Below are 19925 nucleotides of genomic sequence, written 5' to 3'. Positions count from 1 at the left end.
TTTAAACGTATTTAAGCAATACAAATTGTTATAACCTTCACATTCAGTTACTTATAAGTGTTAGTATGAAAGTGTGAATTGATTTGACCAATAATCATCTTATGTTTTTCTTTTTTGACTAAATCTTTACGAATCTCATGTGTCTGTACACCATCTTCAATTTTTTCTGCGATTTCCATGAGTCTTTCAACATCCGAAAAAGAGTACTTCCGAGTCCCTGAAGGGGTTCGTTCGGGAAAGATTAATTTCCGCAATTCATAGTAACGGATTTTCCGATTGGATAAACCGGTTATTTCAGTCACAATTCCGATCCCCATCACCTTTTTATCACGATATGATTGATTATTGTCCAACCATACACCCTCCTATCAAGAATGATTATGATGTTTCCAGTAAATCAAATGTTACTTTTTCTAACATTTAACGGATTTTCCACAACATGAATCAGTGATTTTGGCAAGAAATACAAATAAATTTAAATATAAAATTCAGAATATTACTTCATGTAAACTATTCTAACATGAAAAGTTAGTAAATCAATACAAAAAAAGAACCCGAATTTCCATGTTCATTCTTAGGAAAGTATTAAACAATGAAAAGATACTTTTGGAAATAATGTTCATTATCGAGGGATTAAATTTAGGAAATTCTGAGGATGTGGATGCCCGATTCCTTATGAATAATGGATTACGGTCACGAGTAGTTCATAATATAGAAGAAATGGAAATCGTTTACATAAATACCGTTAGTTTGATCACACACTTAACTAATTCTATCCTGCTATTTTAATGTTATTTTTATTTTATTTTTTTACGATAATTATTTTTTTTTACATTTTTTATAAAAGAACAAAAAAATATCACTGCGTTTAAGACACAGTGATATCATGAATTATTATGACGCGCTCGGAGGGAATCGAATCCCCATTTTAAGAACCGGAATTTGCCCATCATAACTCGTATGCCGAAAATGTTTTTAATGGAGATCCCAGTCAAGAACATTATGGAACCAACTTTTTTACCAATGGAAGCTTTCTTAACAATAAAGTAACAATGATGCTAAGAATCAATGTAATCATCAAATTAATAGGAAGAGCAATAAGGGGATGAAAATGTGTACCCACTTTAGGATAGACTCTCCATAAGAAGTTGTTCATTAACCAGTAGTGAATTATATAAACCCCTAAACTGGACTGATTAATCCACCCTATCAGCAGTGGCAGCCTTGGTTCTCTGTCTTGAAAATGGTATCGGCACCATATGAATAACCCTATTGCGAAAAGCAAAGTAGACGGAGAGAAGTAGGAATACCAAAATTCATTAAGAGTTCCATTCCCTTTAATAGTGTAATAATATGTACCAAAAAAACCGACAAAAAACCCTATGCATGCACCTAAATAGGAAAATATCCTCCAACGTTTTGAGATTTCATAATGCGCTAGATAATATCCCAATAGGAAATATCCTACATAGTCTGTTACAAAAAATAATTCTATCGACAAGTGAATGCCAATCCAAAAGTCAAAAAGCCTCGTAATAACTGATGCGTACAACCATAAGCACAAAAAATATTGTATTTGTTGCTTACTTGCATGCCGTACAAAAATCTGTAAGAGCGGGGTTATGAAATAGATTCCAACAATCATATACAAAAACCATAGATGATAACTGATACCATTGGTAATAAAAAGTTTTACTCCACTTTTTATAGATGCAGGGAAATAACCCTTATAGGCTCCATATAAATAAAAAAGTATGCTCCATCCAACAAAAGGAATGACTACTTTGCTTGCACGTTTTTTTAGAAACTCCTTTAACGTTATGGATCTTAGGTCTCCTAATAGCAAAGCACCACTAATCATCACAAAACCCGGAACAGACCAACGCGAGAGTATCTCAAATAAATTAGCTTCTAGCCAACTCAAGTGCTGACCATTCTGCAATTTACCGACAGATCCTGCCCCCGATGCTACATGAATGATAACAACAGCAATAGTTGCTAGTGCACGCAGCCAATCAAGATACAACAGTCGTTTCAAAAACCTGACCTCCTTCCGTCACAATGCTAAACTGTCATTTAGTCTTTATAACATATAAATACTATAATAAATCATAGCATAAACCAATGTATACATTACATGAATCAAAAATTAGGATTAAATTTGCCTATAATCAAAAATGCCTTTATGCTTTGTAATAAAGCATAAAGGCATTTAGGTTATGACGCGCTCGGAGGGAATCGAACCCCCATTTTAAGAACCGGAATCTTACGTGCTATCCGTTGCACCACGAGCGCATGATTATTAGCGACTTTTATATTATATGTTAAATCCACGAAAATTGCAAGCAGTGAATAGGTTTTAAATTTACGAGAAATGGTTATCCTGATGATGGGAAAGTTGTCGAACATTTTACAAGGCAAACTGTTTGACCTTTATTGACCATCAGTGTATGATACTATTACATAAGCTTTTACCTTTTCTAATCAAAGGAGGAAGAAAAATGAATTTGATTCCTACAGTTATTGAACAAACAAATCGCGGCGAAAGAGCCTATGACATTTACTCCCGTCTCTTAAAAGACCGGATTATTATGCTAGGAAGTGCAATCGATGACAATGTTGCTAACAGCATTGTAGCACAATTATTATTCCTTGAAGCTGAGAACCCTGAAAAAGATATTACTCTTTATATCAATAGCCCAGGCGGAAGCATTACAGCCGGAATGGCGATTTACGATACGATGCAATACATTAAAGCAGATGTATCAACAGTATGTATCGGTATGGCCGCTTCAATGGGAGCATTCTTGCTTGCTGCCGGACAAAAAGGAAAGCGTTATGCACTTCCAAATGCAGAAGTGATGATTCACCAGCCACTAGGCGGCGCACAAGGTCAAGCAACGGAAATTGAAATTGCGGCAAAACGCATCCTTTTCCTTCGCGAAAAATTAAATGGCATCTTAGCAGAGCGCACAGGTCAGCCGCTTGAAGTGATCCAACGCGATACAGACCGTGATAATTTTATGACTGCTGAAAGAGCCAAAGAATATGGACTCATCGACAGCATTATTACACGCAAGCCTACTGACACAAAAGAAAATAAATAATTATAAAAGCAACCGGCTCCCTGTCGGTTGCTTTTATTTTTAAAGTGGAGGTCCATCAATCCGGGGCTTTGATCTAAGATCCATAATTTTCAAAGCTGCGTAACTAAAAAAAGGATTCAGCCTTTGCCGAACCCTTTTGGATTAATTTTCTTTTTGAATAAAGTCTGATAACACAACGATGGCTTTTTCTTCATCTTCGCCGTCGGCAATAATATTAATGACCACTCCCGAGCCGACAGCAAGACTCATTAATCCCATAATACTTTTGGCATTCACTTTCTTGCCATCCTTTTCAAGAAAAATATCTGCGGAAAACCGATTTGCTTCTTGTACAAAAAGGGCTGCTGGACGTGCTTGAAGACCTGTTTTTAATTTCACTTCTATTTCTTTTACCAACATAAACTAATTCCTCCTCAAGTTATTATATATACTTGTTAAACATTACACATTTACAAACTGTGAGTATTTGACGTTATTTCTCCCATTCGGAGTTTGTCAGCAATCTCATCGATTTTTCTTAAGCGGTGATTAATCCCGGATTTACTAATGGTACCACCGGAAACCATTTCTCCTAATTCTTTCAAAGTGACATCAGGATATTGAACCCGGAGCTCCGCGATCTCTCTCAGCTTATCAGGTAAAACTTGAAGGCCAATGGTTGAGTCAATGAAGCGGATGTTTTCCACCTGTCTGATGGATGCGCCAATCGTTTTATTTAGATTGGCCGTTTCACAGTTTACTAAGCGGTTAACAGAGTTGCGCATGTCCCTGACGATTCTTACATCCTCAAAACGAAGCAGAGCATTATGGGCACCAACGATATTGAGAAACTCCGTAATCTTCTCTGCTTCTTTTAAATAGGTGATAAATCCTTTTTTACGTTCAAGTGTTTTACTATTCAATCCAAATGTATTCATTAATTCGCATAAAGAATCATTATGTTCTTTATAAAGCGAAGCAATTTCCAAATGATAGGAAGAAGTCTCCGGATTATTGACCGATCCGCCAGCGAGAAATGCGCCTCGTAAATAAGAACGCTTACAACACTTCTTCTTGATAAGTTCCGGCGAAATATCGTGAATGAAGGTAAATCCTTCACCAAGAATTTTCGTATCCTCTAAAATTTCCTTAGCCTGCTCAGCTAATCGGACAATGTAAACATTGTTTTTTTTCAAGCGCATCTTTTTTCGAACTAAAAGCTCCACCTGCACTTGATAGCTCTTTTTTAATAATGTATATATTCTTCTGGCAATCGCCGCATTTTCGGTTTGAATATCGACAACTAACTTACGATTGGAAAAGGAAAGGGAACCATTCATGCGAATCAATGCTGATAGTTCAGAAAGATTACAGCAAGTTTTCACTTCCAAGTTAGTTAATTCTTTTTTGGTCTCCGAAGCGAAAGACATCCCCTCACCACCTTATTAAAACTGAATGGAACAAATGTTTAAATTTAATTGTACTACTTATTACGATTCATATCGCCTTTTAGTTTCATCAATCAGTAAATTATATAAAATTTTGGCAACCTTTTTCGGGTCATGCCTTAATGCCCCATTTTCCTGATAGGCGATATCCGCGTGTACAACTTCAAGACCGAGTTCAGATAGCTCCGGTAAATCGTATAGCACAGGGTCTGCCAATTCTTCATTATAGCGTAGTTGGATATCAGGCGGTATTTCTTCATTATTGACAAGAATGGTATTAATGAAGGAACGGTTCATATGGTCATAGATGGCCTTTACATGATCACTCGCTGTAAAGCCGTGCGTTTCCCCGGCCTGCGTCATCAGATTACAGATATAAACCTTTTTCGCAAGGGAGTTGCATACCTCGTCTCCTAAGCGCGGAACAAGGAGATTCGGTAAAATACTCGTATACAAGCTCCCTGGCCCAATAATAATTAAATCAGCCTGACGAATGGCTTGAATCGACTCCGGCAATGGACGAATACTGCTTTTGGAAGTCAGATAAACTCGTTTAATTTTTTTCCCCGAGTAAGGAATTTTTGATTCCCCTGAAACGATTGCGCCGTCCTCCATCTCAGCATGTAAGACAACACTTTGGTTCGCTGCCGGCAAGACCTTTCCACGTACATTTAGGATTTTGCTCATTTCTTGAATCGCATGGACAAAATTACCTGTAATCGAAGTCATCGCGGCCAGAATTAAATTACCGAGCGAATGACCGGATAATTCATTTGCCGTTTTAAATCGATGCTGAAACATCTCTTCGACGAGTGGTTCAACATCTGACAGTGAGGCTAACACATTACGTATGTCGCCTGGAGGTGGTATATGCAGATTCTCACGCAAACGTCCTGAGCTGCCACCATCATCCACCACTGTCACGATGGCGGTGATATCCACAGGAAACTGTTTTAATCCACGTAACAGAACGGGTAATCCTGTACCACCGCCAATTACGACAATGCGAGGCTGTCCTGACTCTCTCATGTTGTTTTTTCCTTTCTCCTCTCAATGTCACGATGCGATACAACCGTTTTATAATCTTTTTGGAAGAAACGGCCAATATTTTCAGCTAAGGCAACGGAACGGTGCTGTCCGCCTGTACAGCCGATCGCAATGACAAGCTGCGCTTTTCCTTCCCTTTTGTAATGCGGAAGCATAAAGCCTAGCAAATCCGTTACCTTTTCCAGAAACTTCTGTGTCTCATTCCATTTCAAGACATAATTGGAAACCTCTTCATCCAATCCTGTTTTTGGCCGCATATGGTCAATATAATGAGGATTCGGCAAAAAGCGTACATCAAAAACCAAATCCGCATCGATGGGGATTCCATATTTAAATCCAAACGACATGACATTGACAGTAAACATTAATTGTTTATTTGTCGTGAATTCAGTTAATATTTTCTCACGCAGTTCACGCGGTTTCATCTGGGATGTATTGTAAACTAACTGTGCCCTGCCTTTTAACTCTTCTAGCAGTTCCCTCTCTAATGTAATTCCTTCAAGCGGAAGTCCTGTTGGCGCAAGCGGATGAGTCCGTCTTGTCTCCTTATATCTGCGCACCAAGGTCGCATCATCTGAATCTAAAAATAAAATTTGTGGTGTTACCCAAGAGGTCTCTGCCAGTTCATCTAATCCTTTAAATAAATGATCAAAGAACTCTCTGCCGCGCAGGTCCATGACAAGAGCAACTTTATTCATTTTATTCCCCGATTCCTTCATAAGTTCAAGAAATTTAGGCAGGAGCGTAGGAGGTAAATTATCAACACAGAAGAATCCCAAATCTTCAAAGCTTTGAATGGCAACCGTTTTTCCAGCCCCAGACATTCCCGTTATAATGACCATCTGAGTTTCACTTGTCGAACCGGTACTCATATTCATTCCTCCTTTTCTTTTAACCTGGATCTAAACGATAACTAATGAGTTGAAAATCACTTGTATAAGTAAACGTACCGTAAATTATTCCTTTTCCATGAACCATATAATCAATGATATGTAGGTCTCCTGCTGCCATAGGCAGACTTTTGATCTGGTCAACCGGCTGCCACGCAAGAATGCCTTCTTCTGACTCATCTAAATCGATACCGTCAGAATCCGTAGCGACAAACGTAAACATCATCCACTCGGACAAAAGCTCGTCGGCATCCTTCATAATCATCGTAAAAATTCCTTTTAATTGTGGATTTTTTAAATAGATGCCCGTTTCTTCACGGAACTCGCGAATACAGGAATCACGGACCGACTCGCCCGGTTCCATTTTCCCGCCCGGTGCGACCCACCAGCCGCGGCGCGGTTTTTGCAGTAGTAATACTTGATTATTTCTGATTAACACACAATTGGTTACCCGCTGCACTTTTTTCACCTCTTTAGAAGCGCACAAGTCTTGCGACGCAAGTTGAAATTTAGAAAGAACAAGCACCAGGATAGGGGCTTGGATGATTAAAATTAATTTATTCTTTTCATTATACTATTTTTAGGAAACCGCCACAATGAATACAAATTTGTTATTTCTGTTAAATAAGAAATGCGGAAGCGCCCTGGTCAGCGGCGTATGGCCTGGAGCGCTCCAACTGAGATAAAGGAAACACGAAGAGCGGAAGCGATTCGATGTTGACTTATCGTAGGGCGGAGCGCGAAGGACATTAGCCGCTAGGGCGCTGGAGCTGGACAATTCTAAAAAGTAGAGCACGACGGACTGGCTTGCCGTGTTTCAAGTTCTAAAACAAAAAAAGAGCACAAGCTGCTGGGCCTGTGCAGAAAGGTATATATTTTAAAGGGGGTCAATTTCCCTTATCATACACCATTTTTATTTCACTACTGTTACAGGAGAGTTATAAAAAGGTTACGCTTTTAATTTATATATTACTTTTTTAATTTCATTTCTTCTTTAAGCTCTTCGACAAAGTGTTGAGCACTTTGTGCCGCAATACTACCGTCACCTGTAGCGGTCACAATTTGACGAAGCATTTTTTCACGGATATCTCCGGCTGCGAAAATACCAGGGACTTTTGTTTCCATGCGGTCATTGGTCTCAATATAGCCATTTTCGTTGGTAATTCCAAGGTCCGCAAATGGTTTTGACAGTGGAACCATTCCAATATAAATGAAAACACCATCTGCCGGTAATTCTTGCTCTTCGCCATTTTGCATCGAAACAAGTGTTACACTGCCGACTTTTCCATCTTTATCATTAATTGCTTTAATCGTGTGGTTCCAGATGAAATCAACCTTCTCATTTGCGAAAGCGCGGTCCTGAAGAATCTTTTGGGCACGCAGCTGGTCGCGTCTATGAACGATTGTTACTTTTGAGGCAAAACGCGTTAAATAAACGCCTTCCTCGACGGCAGAGTCACCGCCGCCAATCACATATAACTCTTTGCCTTTAAAGAAGGCCCCGTCACAAACCGCACAATAAGACACACCGCGTCCGCCTAATTCTTTTTCACCGGGTACTCCGACTTTTTTATACTCAGCCCCTGTCGTGATGATGACAGAGTAGGCTTTATATTGTTTTGAACCTGCGTTCACAATTTTGTAATCACCATGGTCTTCAATTCCTTTAATATCACCATAAGCATACTCGGCACCAAACTTTTTGGCATGCTCAAACATCTTAGATGATAAATCAGGACCTAAAATGCTCTCAAAACCAGGATAGTTTTCTACATCCTCGGTATTGGCCATTTGCCCGCCCGGTATACCGCGTTCAATCATTAGTGTAGATAAGTTGGCGCGAGAGGTATAAACAGCAGCCGTCATCCCTGCAGGGCCAGCGCCGGCAATAATGACATCATAAATTTTTTCTTCAGTCATTTCCTTCAACTCCTATATAAAAAAATACGATTAAGTATTAGTATTCCCACTTAATCGTATAAAACAATTGAATTATAGTCCACGAATATGCTTAATTGAGATAGTTGTTAACCATTTTTACATATTTGCCGATGGTCGCGGTAGATAAGCCATAGCGTTCGGCCACTTCCTGCTGGGAAACTTTCTCGCTTCTTAGTTTATGCCATAAGTACTCGACTGCCCCAGCCCAGGCACGTTTATTTTTTAACGGAATACCGTCTTTAGAAACTTCAGCAAACACTGAAAACCATAGGAGGTATAACCCCGACTCAATCGTGCCAATAGGCTGATGGTTTTCATAAAATAGTTCTGCTACTTCTTGGGCATCATTTATCATAGATGGTTTTCCTAATCGGATCATCGAGAGATAATCTTTTTCCAGCATCGTCAACTTTTGGTTTTGAAAAAGCCGTTTGGAGCTGATGATCTCTTCTTTTTTACTCGAAACAGTCGTTAAGAAGAGGGCAAATAAACGCTCTTCCACATAGTCGCTTTCAAGCTTTTGAAAAATGGATTCTGCCATGTTTTCAAAACCATTAACGGATGAGGTTTCGAGCTTCCATGGTTCTGAGCCTTCTTTGTCAGGATTTAGCTCAAGTACCTTTTTCCAAATACTCTTCGCAAAGTTTTCAAAGCCTGTATAAAAAGCGGAATAAGCAAGCCAGTAATAAAATGGTCCATCCCCGTCAAAACCGTGCTTATATAATTTTTTTAACCACTGATAGGCAAGTTCGTATTCGCCCACTAACGCAAAGGTCGCGCCCAGTTTATATTGATGCTCACTTAAAAGAGGCTGAATTTTCTTCAAAACCAGAAGCATTTCAGTCACTTTCTCTGTCTTTCCTTGATAATGGGCAAACACAAGCTTGTTGCAAAGGGCATGAAGATTGCCCGTATTGCGCTCAAGCACATCCTCAAGGATTGCTTCCGCTTTTTCCACTTTTCCTAAATAAAAATAAGCTAATGCTAAATTATTATAAGCAGACCAATATTCCGGGTATTCCTTGACGACATCCTTTAAAAGCTCAATTGCCTTAGGAAAATAGCCGGATTCCAGCAATTCTCGGGCCTGCTCTTGTTTGATGATTAAGTCATCCTCTTCATATAGCTCATCCTCAAATTCTTCCGCTTCCAAGGTAAGAACTTCTAATAGTTCTTCGGTGTCGTCGGAAAAATCACCGTCTGGATCAAGCTGTAAATATAGTTTGCTATGATGGTAGGCATCTTTAAAAAATCCCATATGGGCATAATTATTTGCTAAAAAGTAGTGGCATTCTGCCATTTCTGGATCAAGCTCTTCAAGGATTTCGTGCAAGAGTCGGTTGGAATGTTCGAATTCACCAAGTTCTGTCGAAACAATCGCCAGCTGGCATGTAATCATTGGTTCACCCGGCTCAAGCTGAATTGCCCGCCCAAGATATTTTTTGGCTTTGATAAAATCTCGTCGATGGTATGCCTTGACACCCTTCTTGAAATAATATTCACCTGTTGGAACAAATGATAGTATTTTTCCCTTTTGAATTCTTGCCTTCGCTTCTTTCACCATGAAGTCCTCCAAATTTTCAACATAACTTGTGTATTATAGCATATTAAGGGGGGAGCGAGAAGGGGTGTTGGATTTAACTTTGGATTGAATTCGACTGCTTACGCCATACAAGTTTACAATTCATGCACCCGCGAACCGGTTGCCACCTGGAGTGGAAATCAACATTCAAGATTAATGCAACCAAATCAAATAAAAGGAAATGGATACTCCATTTCCTTTTTAGAAACTATTTAGCTGTAATATCCTCTAAAGGATTACACCGTTTGAAGTTCTTTTTCATTATAAAATGCTGGTCTTTCTTGAAGTGTAATTGCTTCCTTTTCTCCAGTTTGTTGAGCTTTTACACATGCATCAGATGTTACTGCTGCAATATATCCATCCCATGCAGTTGGTCCTTCTGGCTCGCCTTTTTTTGTAATGGAATCAATAAAGTCTTGGATTTCAACATTGTAAGCATCCATAAAGCGGTATTTCCAATCATTTAAAATGCTTGTGCTTAATTTTTCATCTTTTCTCATCACAACACTGGAGAATTCAGGTAGTTTTACAATTCCCTCTTCACCAATCACTTCACATTGAATGTCATAGCCATATTTACAATTCACAAAAACTTCTACACTCATGACAATGCCACTGTTCGTTTCAATCGTAAATAATTGTGGATCTTGTAGTTTGTCATGTGAATATTTGGTCTTCATTGGAAAAACAACTTGAACGGATTTATAGTCATCATTAACTAACCAGTGAAGTGCATCAATTTCGTGAATTAATGTATCAGTTACAGCCATATCCGTTGTATAGTTTTCACCAACGATTGGATTACGGTGTGCAGCACGAATCATTAATGGCGTACCAATTTGATTGTTGTCAATCACTTGTTTTAATTGAACATATCCGCTATCATAACGGCGCATGAATCCAACCTGAACTAATTTTTTGCCCTGCTTCATTTCTGCTTTGACAATTCGCATACAGCCATCAGCCGAAGTTGCTAAAGGTTTTTCACAAAATACATACTTACCAGCTTCCACTGCAGCCACAACAGTTGCTTCATGGGCAGGACCCCAGCTTGTGACAAGTACTACATCCACATTCTCGTCAGCAATAAGTGCTTTATCGTCTGGATAAACAACCGCATCTAATTGATAGATTTCAACCGTTTGCTTAGCAGACTCTTGATTAACATCTGTTACCGCTACAATTTTTCCTCCTGATAATTTATTGGTAATTCGATCAATATGCTCTCTTCCAATTGCTCCTGTTCCTACTACACCAAATCTTAAAGTCATGTTGATACTCTCCTTTTATGTTTACATATTTAATGGATATACCTAGGCAACGCTTTCATTTTTAAGTTAAATGATAGTTTTATAACATTATTGATTAGAAGCTTGTTTATGACTTTTTTGCCCATGGCTCCGGAAATCGCTTTCTAACTGCTCAAGTGATTTCCCTCTTGTCTCTGGTAAGATCTTATTCACAAAAATAATCGCACCAATACCACACACAGCGAAAATGAAGAATGTGATCGATAAGCCTACTGCACTTAGTAGGATTGGGAAAAACAGCCCAACAAGGAAGTTTGTGATCCATAAGCAGAATACTGTTACACCCATTCCAATACCACGTAATTTTAATGGGAAGATTTCTGATAACATTAACCAGGTTACCGGAGAAATAGCTCCCTGCTGGAATGCAAGGAAGGTAACAGTCAAGCTAAGTACGACCATCGGAAGTGCTGGTGACCCTTTAAGTACGAATGAGAACACCCCAATTAAAGTAAGAGCAGCTGTTGTACCTGTCAATCCAGCGATTAACATAGGACGACGGCCAATTTTCCCTAATAACCAGATCCCAACGAAAGTGGCAATAACTGAGATCGCTCCATTTGCAATATTCCCCAAAAGTGCCGCATTGGTTGAAAAACCTGATTTTTCAAGAATTTGAGTACCATAATACATAATCGAGTTAACACCTGTAATTTGCTGTACAATGGCAATCCCGATTCCAATTCCAACAATTCTGCGGACCCATGGAACGTTTAAATCCCTAAATGTCGCATGTTGAATTTCTGATTCATGAGCAATATTTTCTTTCATCTCTTTAAGTTCAGAATCCGCGACGTTTGCTTCCCGTATTTCTTTAAGGACCCTTAGTGCATCTCCCCATTTCCCTTTGGATGCTAGCCATCGCGGGCTCTCTGGAACCGCTAACATTCCAAACCATAAAACAACAGCCGGAAGTGACGCAATCACTAGCATATAACGCCAAACATGTGAAACTCCCTCACCAATCGTACTGCCTAGGATGGCATTAAATACAAAAGCTAACAGCTGACCGGAAACAATCATTAATTCGTTCTGGGTAACCATCCTGCCCCGCTTCTCGACTGGGGACATTTCCGCTAAAAAGGATGGCACCATGACGGATGCAGCCCCAACGGCTAATCCCAGCAAGAATCGGAAGACGATCATAACACCGGCAGACGGTGAAAGTGTACATCCAATTGCGGCAATAAAGAATAGTAACGCGAGATTTAAAATCATTTTGCGGCGGCCAAAACGGTCGGATAAACGCCCGCCAAATACGGATCCAAACGCAGCTCCAAAAAGTAATGAACTTGTAACGAGACCTTCCGTCGCTGGTGTCAAGTTTAGCTGATCAGGTTTTGCCATAAAAGGCAATGCCCCGTTAATAACACCTGTGTCATATCCAAAAAGAAGTCCCCCAAATGTAGATATAACCGTAATCTTTTTTAAAGCTTTTTGGTAATCACGTGGTTTTTTAATCGCCTGATTACTCATATTCTCCCTCCCCAGGGTTCGTTTTTTATTAAGCTTTAATTAATGAACCATTTTCCAATGGCAGTAATTCTTCATTAATATAGTTACGGGCTTTCAAGGCATACTCCAACGGATGTGCAACTGAGGGGTCTTGTTCTGCTTCAATGACAATCCAGCCTGAATAATTCATTTCCAGAAGTGTCTTGTATACCTCTGTAAAATCAATGCAGCCGTCACCAGGAACGGTAAACATTCCTGCCAAAAAGGATTGTAAGAAAGACTTTCCTTCTTGTTCACATCGCTCTTTTACTGTTTGACGCACATCTTTAAAATGAACATGATGGATACGATTGATATGTTTATTTAATAGAGTCAGATAATCAGCATCGGATACGTAAATATGTCCGGTATCATACAGCAAATGAACGTGATTAGGATCGGTTTTTTCCATAAGACGATCAATCTCGGATAATGTTTGTACGCCCGTCCCCATATGGTGGTGAAAAACTAGCTTCAAATCATATTCTTCAGCAATTTTTCCTAATTCGTTTAGTCCTTGGCCTAACTGATCCCATTCTTTATCTGTGAAGTATGGCTTTTCATTGAAAACATTTTTATCAGTACCTTGAATACTATAGGTTTGTTCAGATACGACAGCAACAGCCGCGTTAACCGCTTTCAAATACTCGCAATGTTTATGGAAAGCTTTCGAGGCTTCTTCCACACCGTCACGAATAATAAAACTGCTAAACCATTGTCCGGCAATTTTTAGGTTACGAAGTTGAAGCTCTTTGTTCAATACGTTAGGTTCTGGAAAAAAGCCGCCAACTTCTGTTCCCTCAAAGCCTGCTACTACAATATCACTTAGTAAGTGTGATAAGGTATTCTCAGCCCCAATTTCTGGAATGTCATCATTTCGCCAACCAATCGGAGCAATCCCCCATGCAATTTTTTTATTTTCCATCGTTTAACCTTCTTCCTTTTAAAAGTAGGACTGTTTAACCGGTTGTCCCTATTTTATAAGTAATCGAGATTCAATGTATTATAAAAAATTGCTATGAAATTATCATTTCTTGCTAAAAATTAATTAATTTATCAAAAATTAACAAAAAGATACCCACGTAGTTGGATATCTTTTAGATATATGTAATTAAAAACATTGTTTTCTAAACTTTCCAGGAGTGATGCCTCCAGTAGATTGGGAGAACACCTTAATAAAATGACCAATACTATTAAATCCACAATCCATGCTTATTTGTTCGATTGAAAGATTGGTTCCCACCAATTGATTCTTAGCTTGGATCAATCGGTAATTTAGTACATATTGGTGAGGACTGGTTCCAATATACTTTTTAAACGTACGACAAAAATGATAGGTACTTAAATTGGATATTTCACTCAGCTGGTCGACGGAAATTTTAGATGAGTAATTCTCACTTATATATGTCAGTACCGCTTGAATTTCGGTTGGTACTGCTTTTGCAACGTTTGCATCTCTGTTTTCAAACGTATTACGGGTACTTTCTACTAAATTACCCAGCAGTTCATAAATTTCTAAGGATAATTTAAAGTCTATTTCCTGGTTCGACTCAATAATAGACAGGATATTCGGAATATTATTTTTTTCAGGTGGCAGTCTAAACAGACACCCCTTTCTTTTGTATAACTCATTATACATAGCTTGCGTGTTACTACCTGTAAAGTGAAAAAATTGGAAGGTTGTTTCTTCCAATGCAGAGTAGTTATTTTTTTCTTTACAATCTAAAAGAACAATATCATCTTTCGAGGCTGTAAATGATTGGTCAAGATAGTGGAAATGCATCGATCCTTTTTTTATATAAAAAATGATAAAGGAATTCATATAATCACGCTTAATGCTATAGGGAACATCTACTACATATTCACCGCCCCATAGGACATAATGATATAATTCTTTCGTTAAAGCGGAAGGTTCATAAAAATATAATCCCTTTTTTGACTTGATGCCCGGTTCTACTTTTGGAATATAGAAATTCATTTTTCTCACCTCTCACTAATTGTAAGACTATATATAGTATATTTTTATACTGACTCAAAAGGTAATGGTCTATTATTTGGAACTATTCAAATATTTTATAGAATAGCACGGTGAATATTCTCTGAACATCATATGAACGACCTATTTCATTACCAAAAGTTATCAAACAAATTATAAAATAGCACCAAAACACAATTTTAGAGCAAGATTATATAGAGTAAATAAAGAAAATTTCTATTAAACTGAAATCGCATACATAAGTTGAAAAATGGAGGTTTACCAATGAAATTATCATTTAATGAAGGAACAACATTCGAAAGTGCTTCTCTTCAACAGAATTTAGAGTATTGTGAAAAACACGGTTACGATTTTATCGAAATTCGTTCAATTGATCAGTTAAAAGATTATCTTAAAGAATATACATTGGATGATTTAAAAGCCTATTTTGATACCCATCATCTTAAACCACTTTCTTTGAATGCTTTATGCTTTTTTAATAATCGTACCAAAGAAGATGAAGAGAAGATTATTGAGGAATTCAAGGAATACTTGGAGATTTGTAAAAAAATAGATTGTCCATATATTTGCGTGGTACCTTCTAATATTGATGTGACAGAAAAAGGAAAAACATTGACGGAAGAAGTAAATGCAAGTTGTATTCGAGTTTTAACCCATCTATCTGATTTAGCAGAACCATACGGAGTAAAGATTGCGATTGAGTTTATCGGAATTCAGGAGAATACAGTTAATACATTCGCCCAAGCATACAGTATTGTAAAAGCAGTTGATCGAGATAATGTGGGTCTCGTGTATGATACTTTCCAATTCACTGGGATGGGGTCAAGATTAGAAGATGTAACAGATGAGACAGCAGATAAATTGTTTATCTTCCATATCAATGATGTTGAGGGTTATCCGATTGGCCAAATGCGTGATAGTGATAGAGTATGGCCTGGACACGGTGTGATTGATTTAGAAGCACATTTAAAAAGATTAAAAGAATTGAATTATGATTTTGTCGCTTCCGTTGAGTTATTCAGACCAGAATATTATCAAATGGACCCTGAAGAAGTCATCAAAGAAGCAAAAGAAACGACCTTGGAAGTATTGGAAAAGTACTATAATAATTACGCTATTTATAATTAATCGAAAGGCATAAAGGATCTTTTGTAGAAAAAGTCCTTTATGCCTTTTTTTAATATTTTAATACATTTTTAGTTCTAAAGTTTTTCTTACTGGGCCTTACTAAAAGATTTTTTCATATTACCTTTATCATACTTTAAACGAAACTGCTCCTCCAACTCTTCAAGCGTAAGTCCATTTGTTTCTGGCATAAATTTGTAGACAAAAGCAATTCCCAATAAGCCAATCACAACGAAAGCAAAGAATGTAGCGGATAAACCGATTGTGCTTAAAAGAATAGGGAATGTAAAACCAATAACAAAGTTGACAGCCCATAGGAAAAAAACACTAATACCATTACCAAGGCCTCTTAATCTTTGTGGGAATATTTCCGCAGCAACTAACCATGTTACCGGTCCAATACAACCTTGCATAAAAGCTAGGAATAAGACAGTCAAAGAAAGTACAAGATACGGCAGTACAGGAGAACCTTTAAGTACCATTGAAAATATTGCAATCAATAAAAGTGAGGTGGTTGTGCCAGACAAACCAATTATCAACATTGGACGGCGGTTCACCTTGCCAATCATCCAAATACCGAATATTACAGCAAGAACGGAAATAAGTCCATTTGCAATGTTTGCAATTAATGCAGTCTTCGTACCAAAACCAGCCTGTTCTAGAATTTGCGTACCATAATACATAATGGAATTAACACCAGTAATTTGATTCACGACGGAAATTCCAATACTAATCAACAAAATACGGCGTAACCATGGTGTAGAAAAGTCTTTAATCGTTGCCTTTTCGAGATCTGCGTCTCTTTTTACGGAGTCTTCAATTTCCTTAAATTCTGCAATAGCTCGTTTCTCGTCACGGATTTGTTTAAGGACGCTTAGCGCCTCATCCTTTTTCCCTTTTGAGGCAAGCCACCTTGGGCTCTCAGGAACCTTGAGCATACCTATAAATAACATAAAGGCTGGAATTGCACAAATAAAGAGCATGTAACGCCAAACATGTCCTGTATCCCCCATTGTTACACCAAGAATAGCGTTAAAAACATAAGCTAATAATTGTCCGCCGGTTATCATTATTTCATTCTGGGCCACCATTCGTCCTCTATTCTCGGCAGGTGCCATCTCTGCCAGAAAGGACGGTACCATTGATGATGCTCCTCCAACAGCAAGTCCAAGCAAGAATCTAAAGGTAACCATTACTGAAACATCGGGAGCAAATGTAGTTCCAAGTGTTGCGATCAAGAATAATAATGAAAGATTAAGGATCATTTTACGTCGGCCATAGCGGTCCTGCAGCTTCCCTCCTAGTAAAGCACCAATTGCTGCACCTGCAAGAAGCGAACTGGTCACAAGCCCTTCTGTAGTTGGTGTAAGATTAAGCTGGTCACGTTTTGCCATAAAAGGTAAAGCGCCATTAACAACTCCCGTGTCATATCCAAAAAGAAGTCCCCCAAATGTTGCAGAAATCATAATCGTTCGTAAATTACGTTTAAAATTTCCTACTTGATTACCCATGCATTTTCCTCCCAAGGTTTTATTTTTTACTTATCTTTCCCCTTAAGCCTCTCATTCTTTAAAACTGACAGAATTATTAAAGCGTTTTCATATAGTTTTATACAATAAGGCCTTTTAGATCATCAAAGGCCTTGATTGTAATGAAACCTTATGTTTATTGGTATTCAATCCATACAGCACCATTATCTGCAGAGCGTACACAGTTCTCAACCCAACGAACACCTTCTACCCCTGCCTCGATTCCTGGATACCAAGATGCATCAAACGCTTCTCCGCGATCTGCTGCAACCATCGCCTTGGCAAAACGAGTATATAGATTTGACCATGCTTCAAATAGTCCTTCTGGATGTCCTCCACCGATACGATCATCTGTAAGTGCTTGTGGATAGAGATAATCCATACCACGATCTAAAATCTGTGTCGGTTGACCTTGGACTTCATATCTTAATTGATTAGGATGTTCATCCCACCATTCAATGCTAGCTTTCGAACCTATCACTCGAATCGTTTGCCCATGCATTGAACCTGCATTTACACAGGAAGACCAAACATAACCAACAACACCGTTATCATATTCCATAATGGTAAATGCATTGTCCTCAAGTGGAGCACGGCTCTTAACAAAACTCTGGCGGGAACACATTAATTTTTTAATTTTTAAGTTTGGCAGCATAACCTCGGATATGTACAATGGATGTGTTCCTACATCACCCAAAACATAACTTGGACCTGCAACTTTTGGATCAACACGCCATTTCGTGCTTTCACTATTTTCTTCTACTGCAGCAGAATGGAAACCATGTGCAAACTGCATTTTTACGATTCTGATTTCTCCCAAATCTCCATTTTCAATCATTCTCCGTGCTTGATCAATCATCTGGTGTCCAGCATATCCATATGTAACGCCAACAACAAGATTTTTTGCTGTCGCAATTTCTTGTAATTCAAGTGCTTCTTCAGTGGTAAAACATAGAGGTTTCTCACACACGACGTGAAGACCGGCATTTAGAGCTGCTTTCGTGATTTCATGATGTGTTCCGTTTGGAGTAGCAACAGAAACCGCTTGAATCCCATCTTCACGCTTTGCTTCTTCTTCAAACATTGTTTTGTAGTCAGGATAACAACGTTCTGGATCAACATGTAAATTCATTCCAAAGTCTTTCCCGCGTTCCGGATTAATATCAAAGGCACCCGCAACCAATTCAAAATTATGATCACGTAACGCAGCTGAACGGTGTATATAGCCAATTTGACTTCCGCGTCCACCACCTACCATTGCCCAGCGGATTGGCTGCTCAACGTTTTTTTCACCATTAATCATGATTTCATTCTCCTTTTTTCAAAATCTATTAATATCCAACACTCATTAAATAATCAACACTTTGTTTTACATCGCGTAAACTGGTATCAGCGTTTCTAGGGTCCCGTTCCTGTTCAATCGTGATATAGCCATGGTAATTGATCTCTTTTAACAAAGAATGAATGGAATTGTAATCGATGATTCCCTGTCCGATAGGGCACATAACTCCTTTGGCGCAGGCGTCAAAGAATCGAATATGATCTCCGATAACTTGATCGTAAACATCTAGATCAATATCCTTAAAATGGATATAATCGAGCCGGTCCTTGTTGTCTTTAAGCCATTGAACCGGATCCATTTTTGAATAATAGAGATGCCCTGTATCCAAGCAAAGTCCTGCTAATTCATAAGGAATATCTTCTAAAAGCTGCTTTATTTCATCTTCAAATTCAATATAGCCGCCTGCGTGCGGATGGATTACTGCCCGCACACCAAACTTGCTGGCCCGCTCTGAAAGAGCACGAATATGCTCCATCATTCTATTCCAATCCTCTGCAGGTAATCTTGGTGCCCGATCAGGATGGCCGGCATTGTAATCCCTCTCATCATGACCCCAATCAATGATAACTAAATAAGGAGTGGGAAATTTTTGTCCTTCTTCTTTTGGTGAAGGAGGCAGTTTCGTTATCAAAGAACAAATATCGTCAACCTGCTGTAACAAATTTCCCAAATTACATTCTGAAACCAAATCATCAAAAATGGTCCCAGCGATGATTGTCAAGTCATTTATGGCGAGCTCTGCTTGTACTCTATCAATTTCCATAGGAATATAACCATATGGTCCTAACTCAATACCCTTATAACCAGCCTGCGATGCCTCCTTTAAAACTCTCTCCCACGGCAGCAGATAAGGGTTTTTTGGGTCATCCACACCCCAGCAGCAAGGCGCTCCTGAAATTTTTATACTCAATTGAAACACCTCCAAAACTTATAAATTAATTATAAATCCAACCTATGTTAACCGCTTTCACTATCTTGTTTAATTTAAGCGGTTTATTCTACATAAATAATAAAAAGTTTCACTATCTTGTTTTTTGTATTTTTGAGAGATTTTGAATGATTTTTTCAACGAGTAATTCTTCAAATTTCCCGAGAAATGTAGAATCCTGTTATATAGTTGATAATATGGGACATT

19 protein-coding genes and 1 tRNA gene are annotated in these 19925 nt (G+C 38.5%); 3 read left to right on the top strand and 17 right to left on the bottom strand.

Features of this window, described 5'->3' with window-relative positions:
• Nucleotides 1-47: 47 nt before the first annotated feature.
• Nucleotides 48-317: a MerR family transcriptional regulator gene (locus ACZ9EE_RS20305; RefSeq protein WP_476033024.1), complete on the bottom strand. Its 270-nt coding sequence runs from the start codon at nucleotides 315-317 to the stop codon at nucleotides 48-50.
• A 298-nt stretch (nucleotides 318-615) separates the two neighbouring features.
• On the opposite strand from ACZ9EE_RS20305, the gene ACZ9EE_RS20300 reads away from it, so the two are divergent.
• Nucleotides 616-789: a hypothetical protein gene (locus ACZ9EE_RS20300; protein WP_476029966.1), complete on the top strand. Its 174-nt coding sequence runs from the start codon at nucleotides 616-618 to the stop codon at nucleotides 787-789.
• Between the two features lie 211 nt (nucleotides 790-1000).
• Here ACZ9EE_RS20300 and ACZ9EE_RS20295 read toward each other — a convergent pair whose 3' ends face one another.
• Nucleotides 1001-2038 (bottom strand): acyltransferase, encoded by a 1038-nt coding sequence (locus ACZ9EE_RS20295; RefSeq protein WP_476029964.1) that lies wholly within the window; start codon nucleotides 2036-2038, stop codon nucleotides 1001-1003.
• 185 nt (nucleotides 2039-2223) lie between these two features.
• Nucleotides 2224-2295: transfer RNA gene (locus ACZ9EE_RS20290), tRNA-Arg, on the bottom strand.
• 206 nt (nucleotides 2296-2501) lie between these two features.
• On the opposite strand from ACZ9EE_RS20290, the gene clpP reads away from it, so the two are divergent.
• Complete coding sequence (gene clpP, locus ACZ9EE_RS20285) at nucleotides 2502-3107, top strand: ATP-dependent Clp endopeptidase proteolytic subunit ClpP (RefSeq protein ID WP_476029962.1); 606 nt, start codon at nucleotides 2502-2504, stop codon at nucleotides 3105-3107.
• 141 nt (nucleotides 3108-3248) lie between these two features.
• Here the strand turns inward: clpP and ACZ9EE_RS20280 are convergent, their stop codons facing one another.
• The 11 genes from ACZ9EE_RS20280 to ACZ9EE_RS20230 all read right to left on the bottom strand — a co-directional run bounded on the left by ACZ9EE_RS20280 (nucleotide 3249) and on the right by ACZ9EE_RS20230 (nucleotide 14776).
• Nucleotides 3249-3506, bottom strand: a complete 258-nt coding sequence (locus tag ACZ9EE_RS20280) for an HPr family phosphocarrier protein (protein WP_476029960.1) — start codon at nucleotides 3504-3506, stop codon at nucleotides 3249-3251.
• 50 nt (nucleotides 3507-3556) lie between these two features.
• Nucleotides 3557-4516, bottom strand: a complete 960-nt coding sequence (gene whiA / locus ACZ9EE_RS20275) for a DNA-binding protein WhiA (protein ID WP_476029958.1) — start codon at nucleotides 4514-4516, stop codon at nucleotides 3557-3559.
• A gap of 60 nt (nucleotides 4517-4576) precedes the next feature.
• Nucleotides 4577-5563: a gluconeogenesis factor YvcK family protein gene (locus ACZ9EE_RS20270; protein WP_476029956.1), complete on the bottom strand. Its 987-nt coding sequence runs from the start codon at nucleotides 5561-5563 to the stop codon at nucleotides 4577-4579.
• Entirely contained in the window at nucleotides 5560-6453 is an 894-nt protein-coding gene (gene rapZ, locus ACZ9EE_RS20265) for an RNase adapter RapZ (protein ID WP_476029954.1), read from the bottom strand. Before rapZ ends, ACZ9EE_RS20270 begins: the two co-directional genes overlap by 4 nt.
• 19 nt (nucleotides 6454-6472) lie before the next feature.
• The gene (locus ACZ9EE_RS20260; RefSeq protein ID WP_476029952.1) at nucleotides 6473-6931 is read right to left on the bottom strand and encodes an NUDIX hydrolase; all 459 of its coding nucleotides are present in this window, start codon (nucleotides 6929-6931) and stop codon (nucleotides 6473-6475) included.
• Nucleotides 6932-7440: 509 nt separating this feature from the next.
• Nucleotides 7441-8391 (bottom strand): thioredoxin-disulfide reductase, encoded by a 951-nt coding sequence (gene trxB, locus ACZ9EE_RS20255; protein ID WP_476029950.1) that lies wholly within the window; start codon nucleotides 8389-8391, stop codon nucleotides 7441-7443.
• 91 nt (nucleotides 8392-8482) lie between these two features.
• Nucleotides 8483-9976 carry a tetratricopeptide repeat protein gene (locus ACZ9EE_RS20250; protein ID WP_476029948.1) on the bottom strand — a complete coding sequence of 498 codons (1494 nt, stop codon included), beginning with the start codon at nucleotides 9974-9976 and terminating at the stop codon, nucleotides 8483-8485.
• Nucleotides 9977-10230: 254 nt separating this feature from the next.
• Nucleotides 10231-11265 carry a bifunctional inositol 2-dehydrogenase/D-chiro-inositol 1-dehydrogenase gene (gene iolG / locus ACZ9EE_RS20245; RefSeq protein WP_476029946.1) on the bottom strand — a complete coding sequence of 345 codons (1035 nt, stop codon included), beginning with the start codon at nucleotides 11263-11265 and terminating at the stop codon, nucleotides 10231-10233.
• A gap of 87 nt (nucleotides 11266-11352) precedes the next feature.
• On the bottom strand, nucleotides 11353-12780 hold the full coding sequence (locus ACZ9EE_RS20240; protein WP_476029944.1) for a sugar porter family MFS transporter: 1428 nt from the start codon (nucleotides 12778-12780) through the stop codon (nucleotides 11353-11355).
• A gap of 28 nt (nucleotides 12781-12808) precedes the next feature.
• Entirely contained in the window at nucleotides 12809-13723 is a 915-nt protein-coding gene (gene iolE / locus ACZ9EE_RS20235; RefSeq protein ID WP_476029942.1) for a myo-inosose-2 dehydratase, read from the bottom strand.
• Between the two features lie 186 nt (nucleotides 13724-13909).
• A complete protein-coding gene (locus ACZ9EE_RS20230) occupies nucleotides 13910-14776 on the bottom strand; it encodes a helix-turn-helix domain-containing protein (protein ID WP_476029940.1) in 867 nt (288 codons plus the stop codon).
• 282 nt (nucleotides 14777-15058) lie between these two features.
• On the opposite strand from ACZ9EE_RS20230, the gene ACZ9EE_RS20225 reads away from it, so the two are divergent.
• Complete coding sequence (locus tag ACZ9EE_RS20225; RefSeq protein WP_476029938.1) at nucleotides 15059-15922, top strand: sugar phosphate isomerase/epimerase family protein; 864 nt, start codon at nucleotides 15059-15061, stop codon at nucleotides 15920-15922.
• An 86-nt stretch (nucleotides 15923-16008) separates the two neighbouring features.
• On the opposite strand, the gene ACZ9EE_RS20220 is transcribed toward ACZ9EE_RS20225, so the two are convergent.
• The 3 genes from ACZ9EE_RS20220 to ACZ9EE_RS20210 form a co-directional block, all read right to left on the bottom strand.
• Nucleotides 16009-17430, bottom strand: a complete 1422-nt coding sequence (locus ACZ9EE_RS20220; RefSeq protein ID WP_476029936.1) for a sugar porter family MFS transporter — start codon at nucleotides 17428-17430, stop codon at nucleotides 16009-16011.
• A 154-nt stretch (nucleotides 17431-17584) separates the two neighbouring features.
• Entirely contained in the window at nucleotides 17585-18751 is a 1167-nt protein-coding gene (locus ACZ9EE_RS20215) for a Gfo/Idh/MocA family protein (RefSeq protein ID WP_476029933.1), read from the bottom strand.
• Nucleotides 18752-18779: 28 nt separating this feature from the next.
• A complete protein-coding gene (locus ACZ9EE_RS20210) occupies nucleotides 18780-19709 on the bottom strand; it encodes a sugar phosphate isomerase/epimerase family protein (protein ID WP_476029931.1) in 930 nt (309 codons plus the stop codon).
• Nucleotides 19710-19925: the final 216 nt, after the last annotated feature.

Source organism: Bacillus sp. URHA0034 (assembly GCF_056280405.1).
Note: the sequence above shows the minus strand (reverse complement) of the source record. Positions and strands in the feature narration are given on the sequence as shown.

Excerpts from the sequence above, each read along its gene's own strand:
- iolE (WP_476029942.1), bottom strand. The coding sequence starts at position 13,723 with ATGGAAAATAAAAAAATTGCATGGGGGATTGCTCCGATTGGTTGGCGA.
- rapZ (WP_476029954.1), bottom strand. The coding sequence starts at position 6,453 with ATGAGTACCGGTTCGACAAGTGAAACTCAGATGGTCATTATAACGGGA.
- whiA (WP_476029958.1), bottom strand. The coding sequence starts at position 4,516 with ATGTCTTTCGCTTCGGAGACCAAAAAAGAATTAACTAACTTGGAAGTG.
- ACZ9EE_RS20280 (WP_476029960.1), bottom strand. The coding sequence starts at position 3,506 with ATGTTGGTAAAAGAAATAGAAGTGAAATTAAAAACAGGTCTTCAAGCA.
- ACZ9EE_RS20225 (WP_476029938.1), top strand. The coding sequence starts at position 15,059 with ATGAAATTATCATTTAATGAAGGAACAACATTCGAAAGTGCTTCTCTT.
- ACZ9EE_RS20215 (WP_476029933.1), bottom strand. The coding sequence starts at position 18,751 with ATGATTAATGGTGAAAAAAACGTTGAGCAGCCAATCCGCTGGGCAATG.
- ACZ9EE_RS20220 (WP_476029936.1), bottom strand. The coding sequence starts at position 17,430 with ATGGGTAATCAAGTAGGAAATTTTAAACGTAATTTACGAACGATTATG.
- ACZ9EE_RS20240 (WP_476029944.1), bottom strand. The coding sequence starts at position 12,780 with ATGAGTAATCAGGCGATTAAAAAACCACGTGATTACCAAAAAGCTTTA.
- ACZ9EE_RS20250 (WP_476029948.1), bottom strand. The coding sequence starts at position 9,976 with ATGGTGAAAGAAGCGAAGGCAAGAATTCAAAAGGGAAAAATACTATCA.
- ACZ9EE_RS20305 (WP_476033024.1), bottom strand. The coding sequence starts at position 317 with ATGGGGATCGGAATTGTGACTGAAATAACCGGTTTATCCAATCGGAAA.
- trxB (WP_476029950.1), bottom strand. The coding sequence starts at position 8,391 with ATGACTGAAGAAAAAATTTATGATGTCATTATTGCCGGCGCTGGCCCT.
- ACZ9EE_RS20230 (WP_476029940.1), bottom strand. The coding sequence starts at position 14,776 with ATGAATTTCTATATTCCAAAAGTAGAACCGGGCATCAAGTCAAAAAAG.
- clpP (WP_476029962.1), top strand. The coding sequence starts at position 2,502 with ATGAATTTGATTCCTACAGTTATTGAACAAACAAATCGCGGCGAAAGA.
- ACZ9EE_RS20300 (WP_476029966.1), top strand. The coding sequence starts at position 616 with ATGTTCATTATCGAGGGATTAAATTTAGGAAATTCTGAGGATGTGGAT.
- ACZ9EE_RS20270 (WP_476029956.1), bottom strand. The coding sequence starts at position 5,563 with ATGAGAGAGTCAGGACAGCCTCGCATTGTCGTAATTGGCGGTGGTACA.
- iolG (WP_476029946.1), bottom strand. The coding sequence starts at position 11,265 with ATGACTTTAAGATTTGGTGTAGTAGGAACAGGAGCAATTGGAAGAGAG.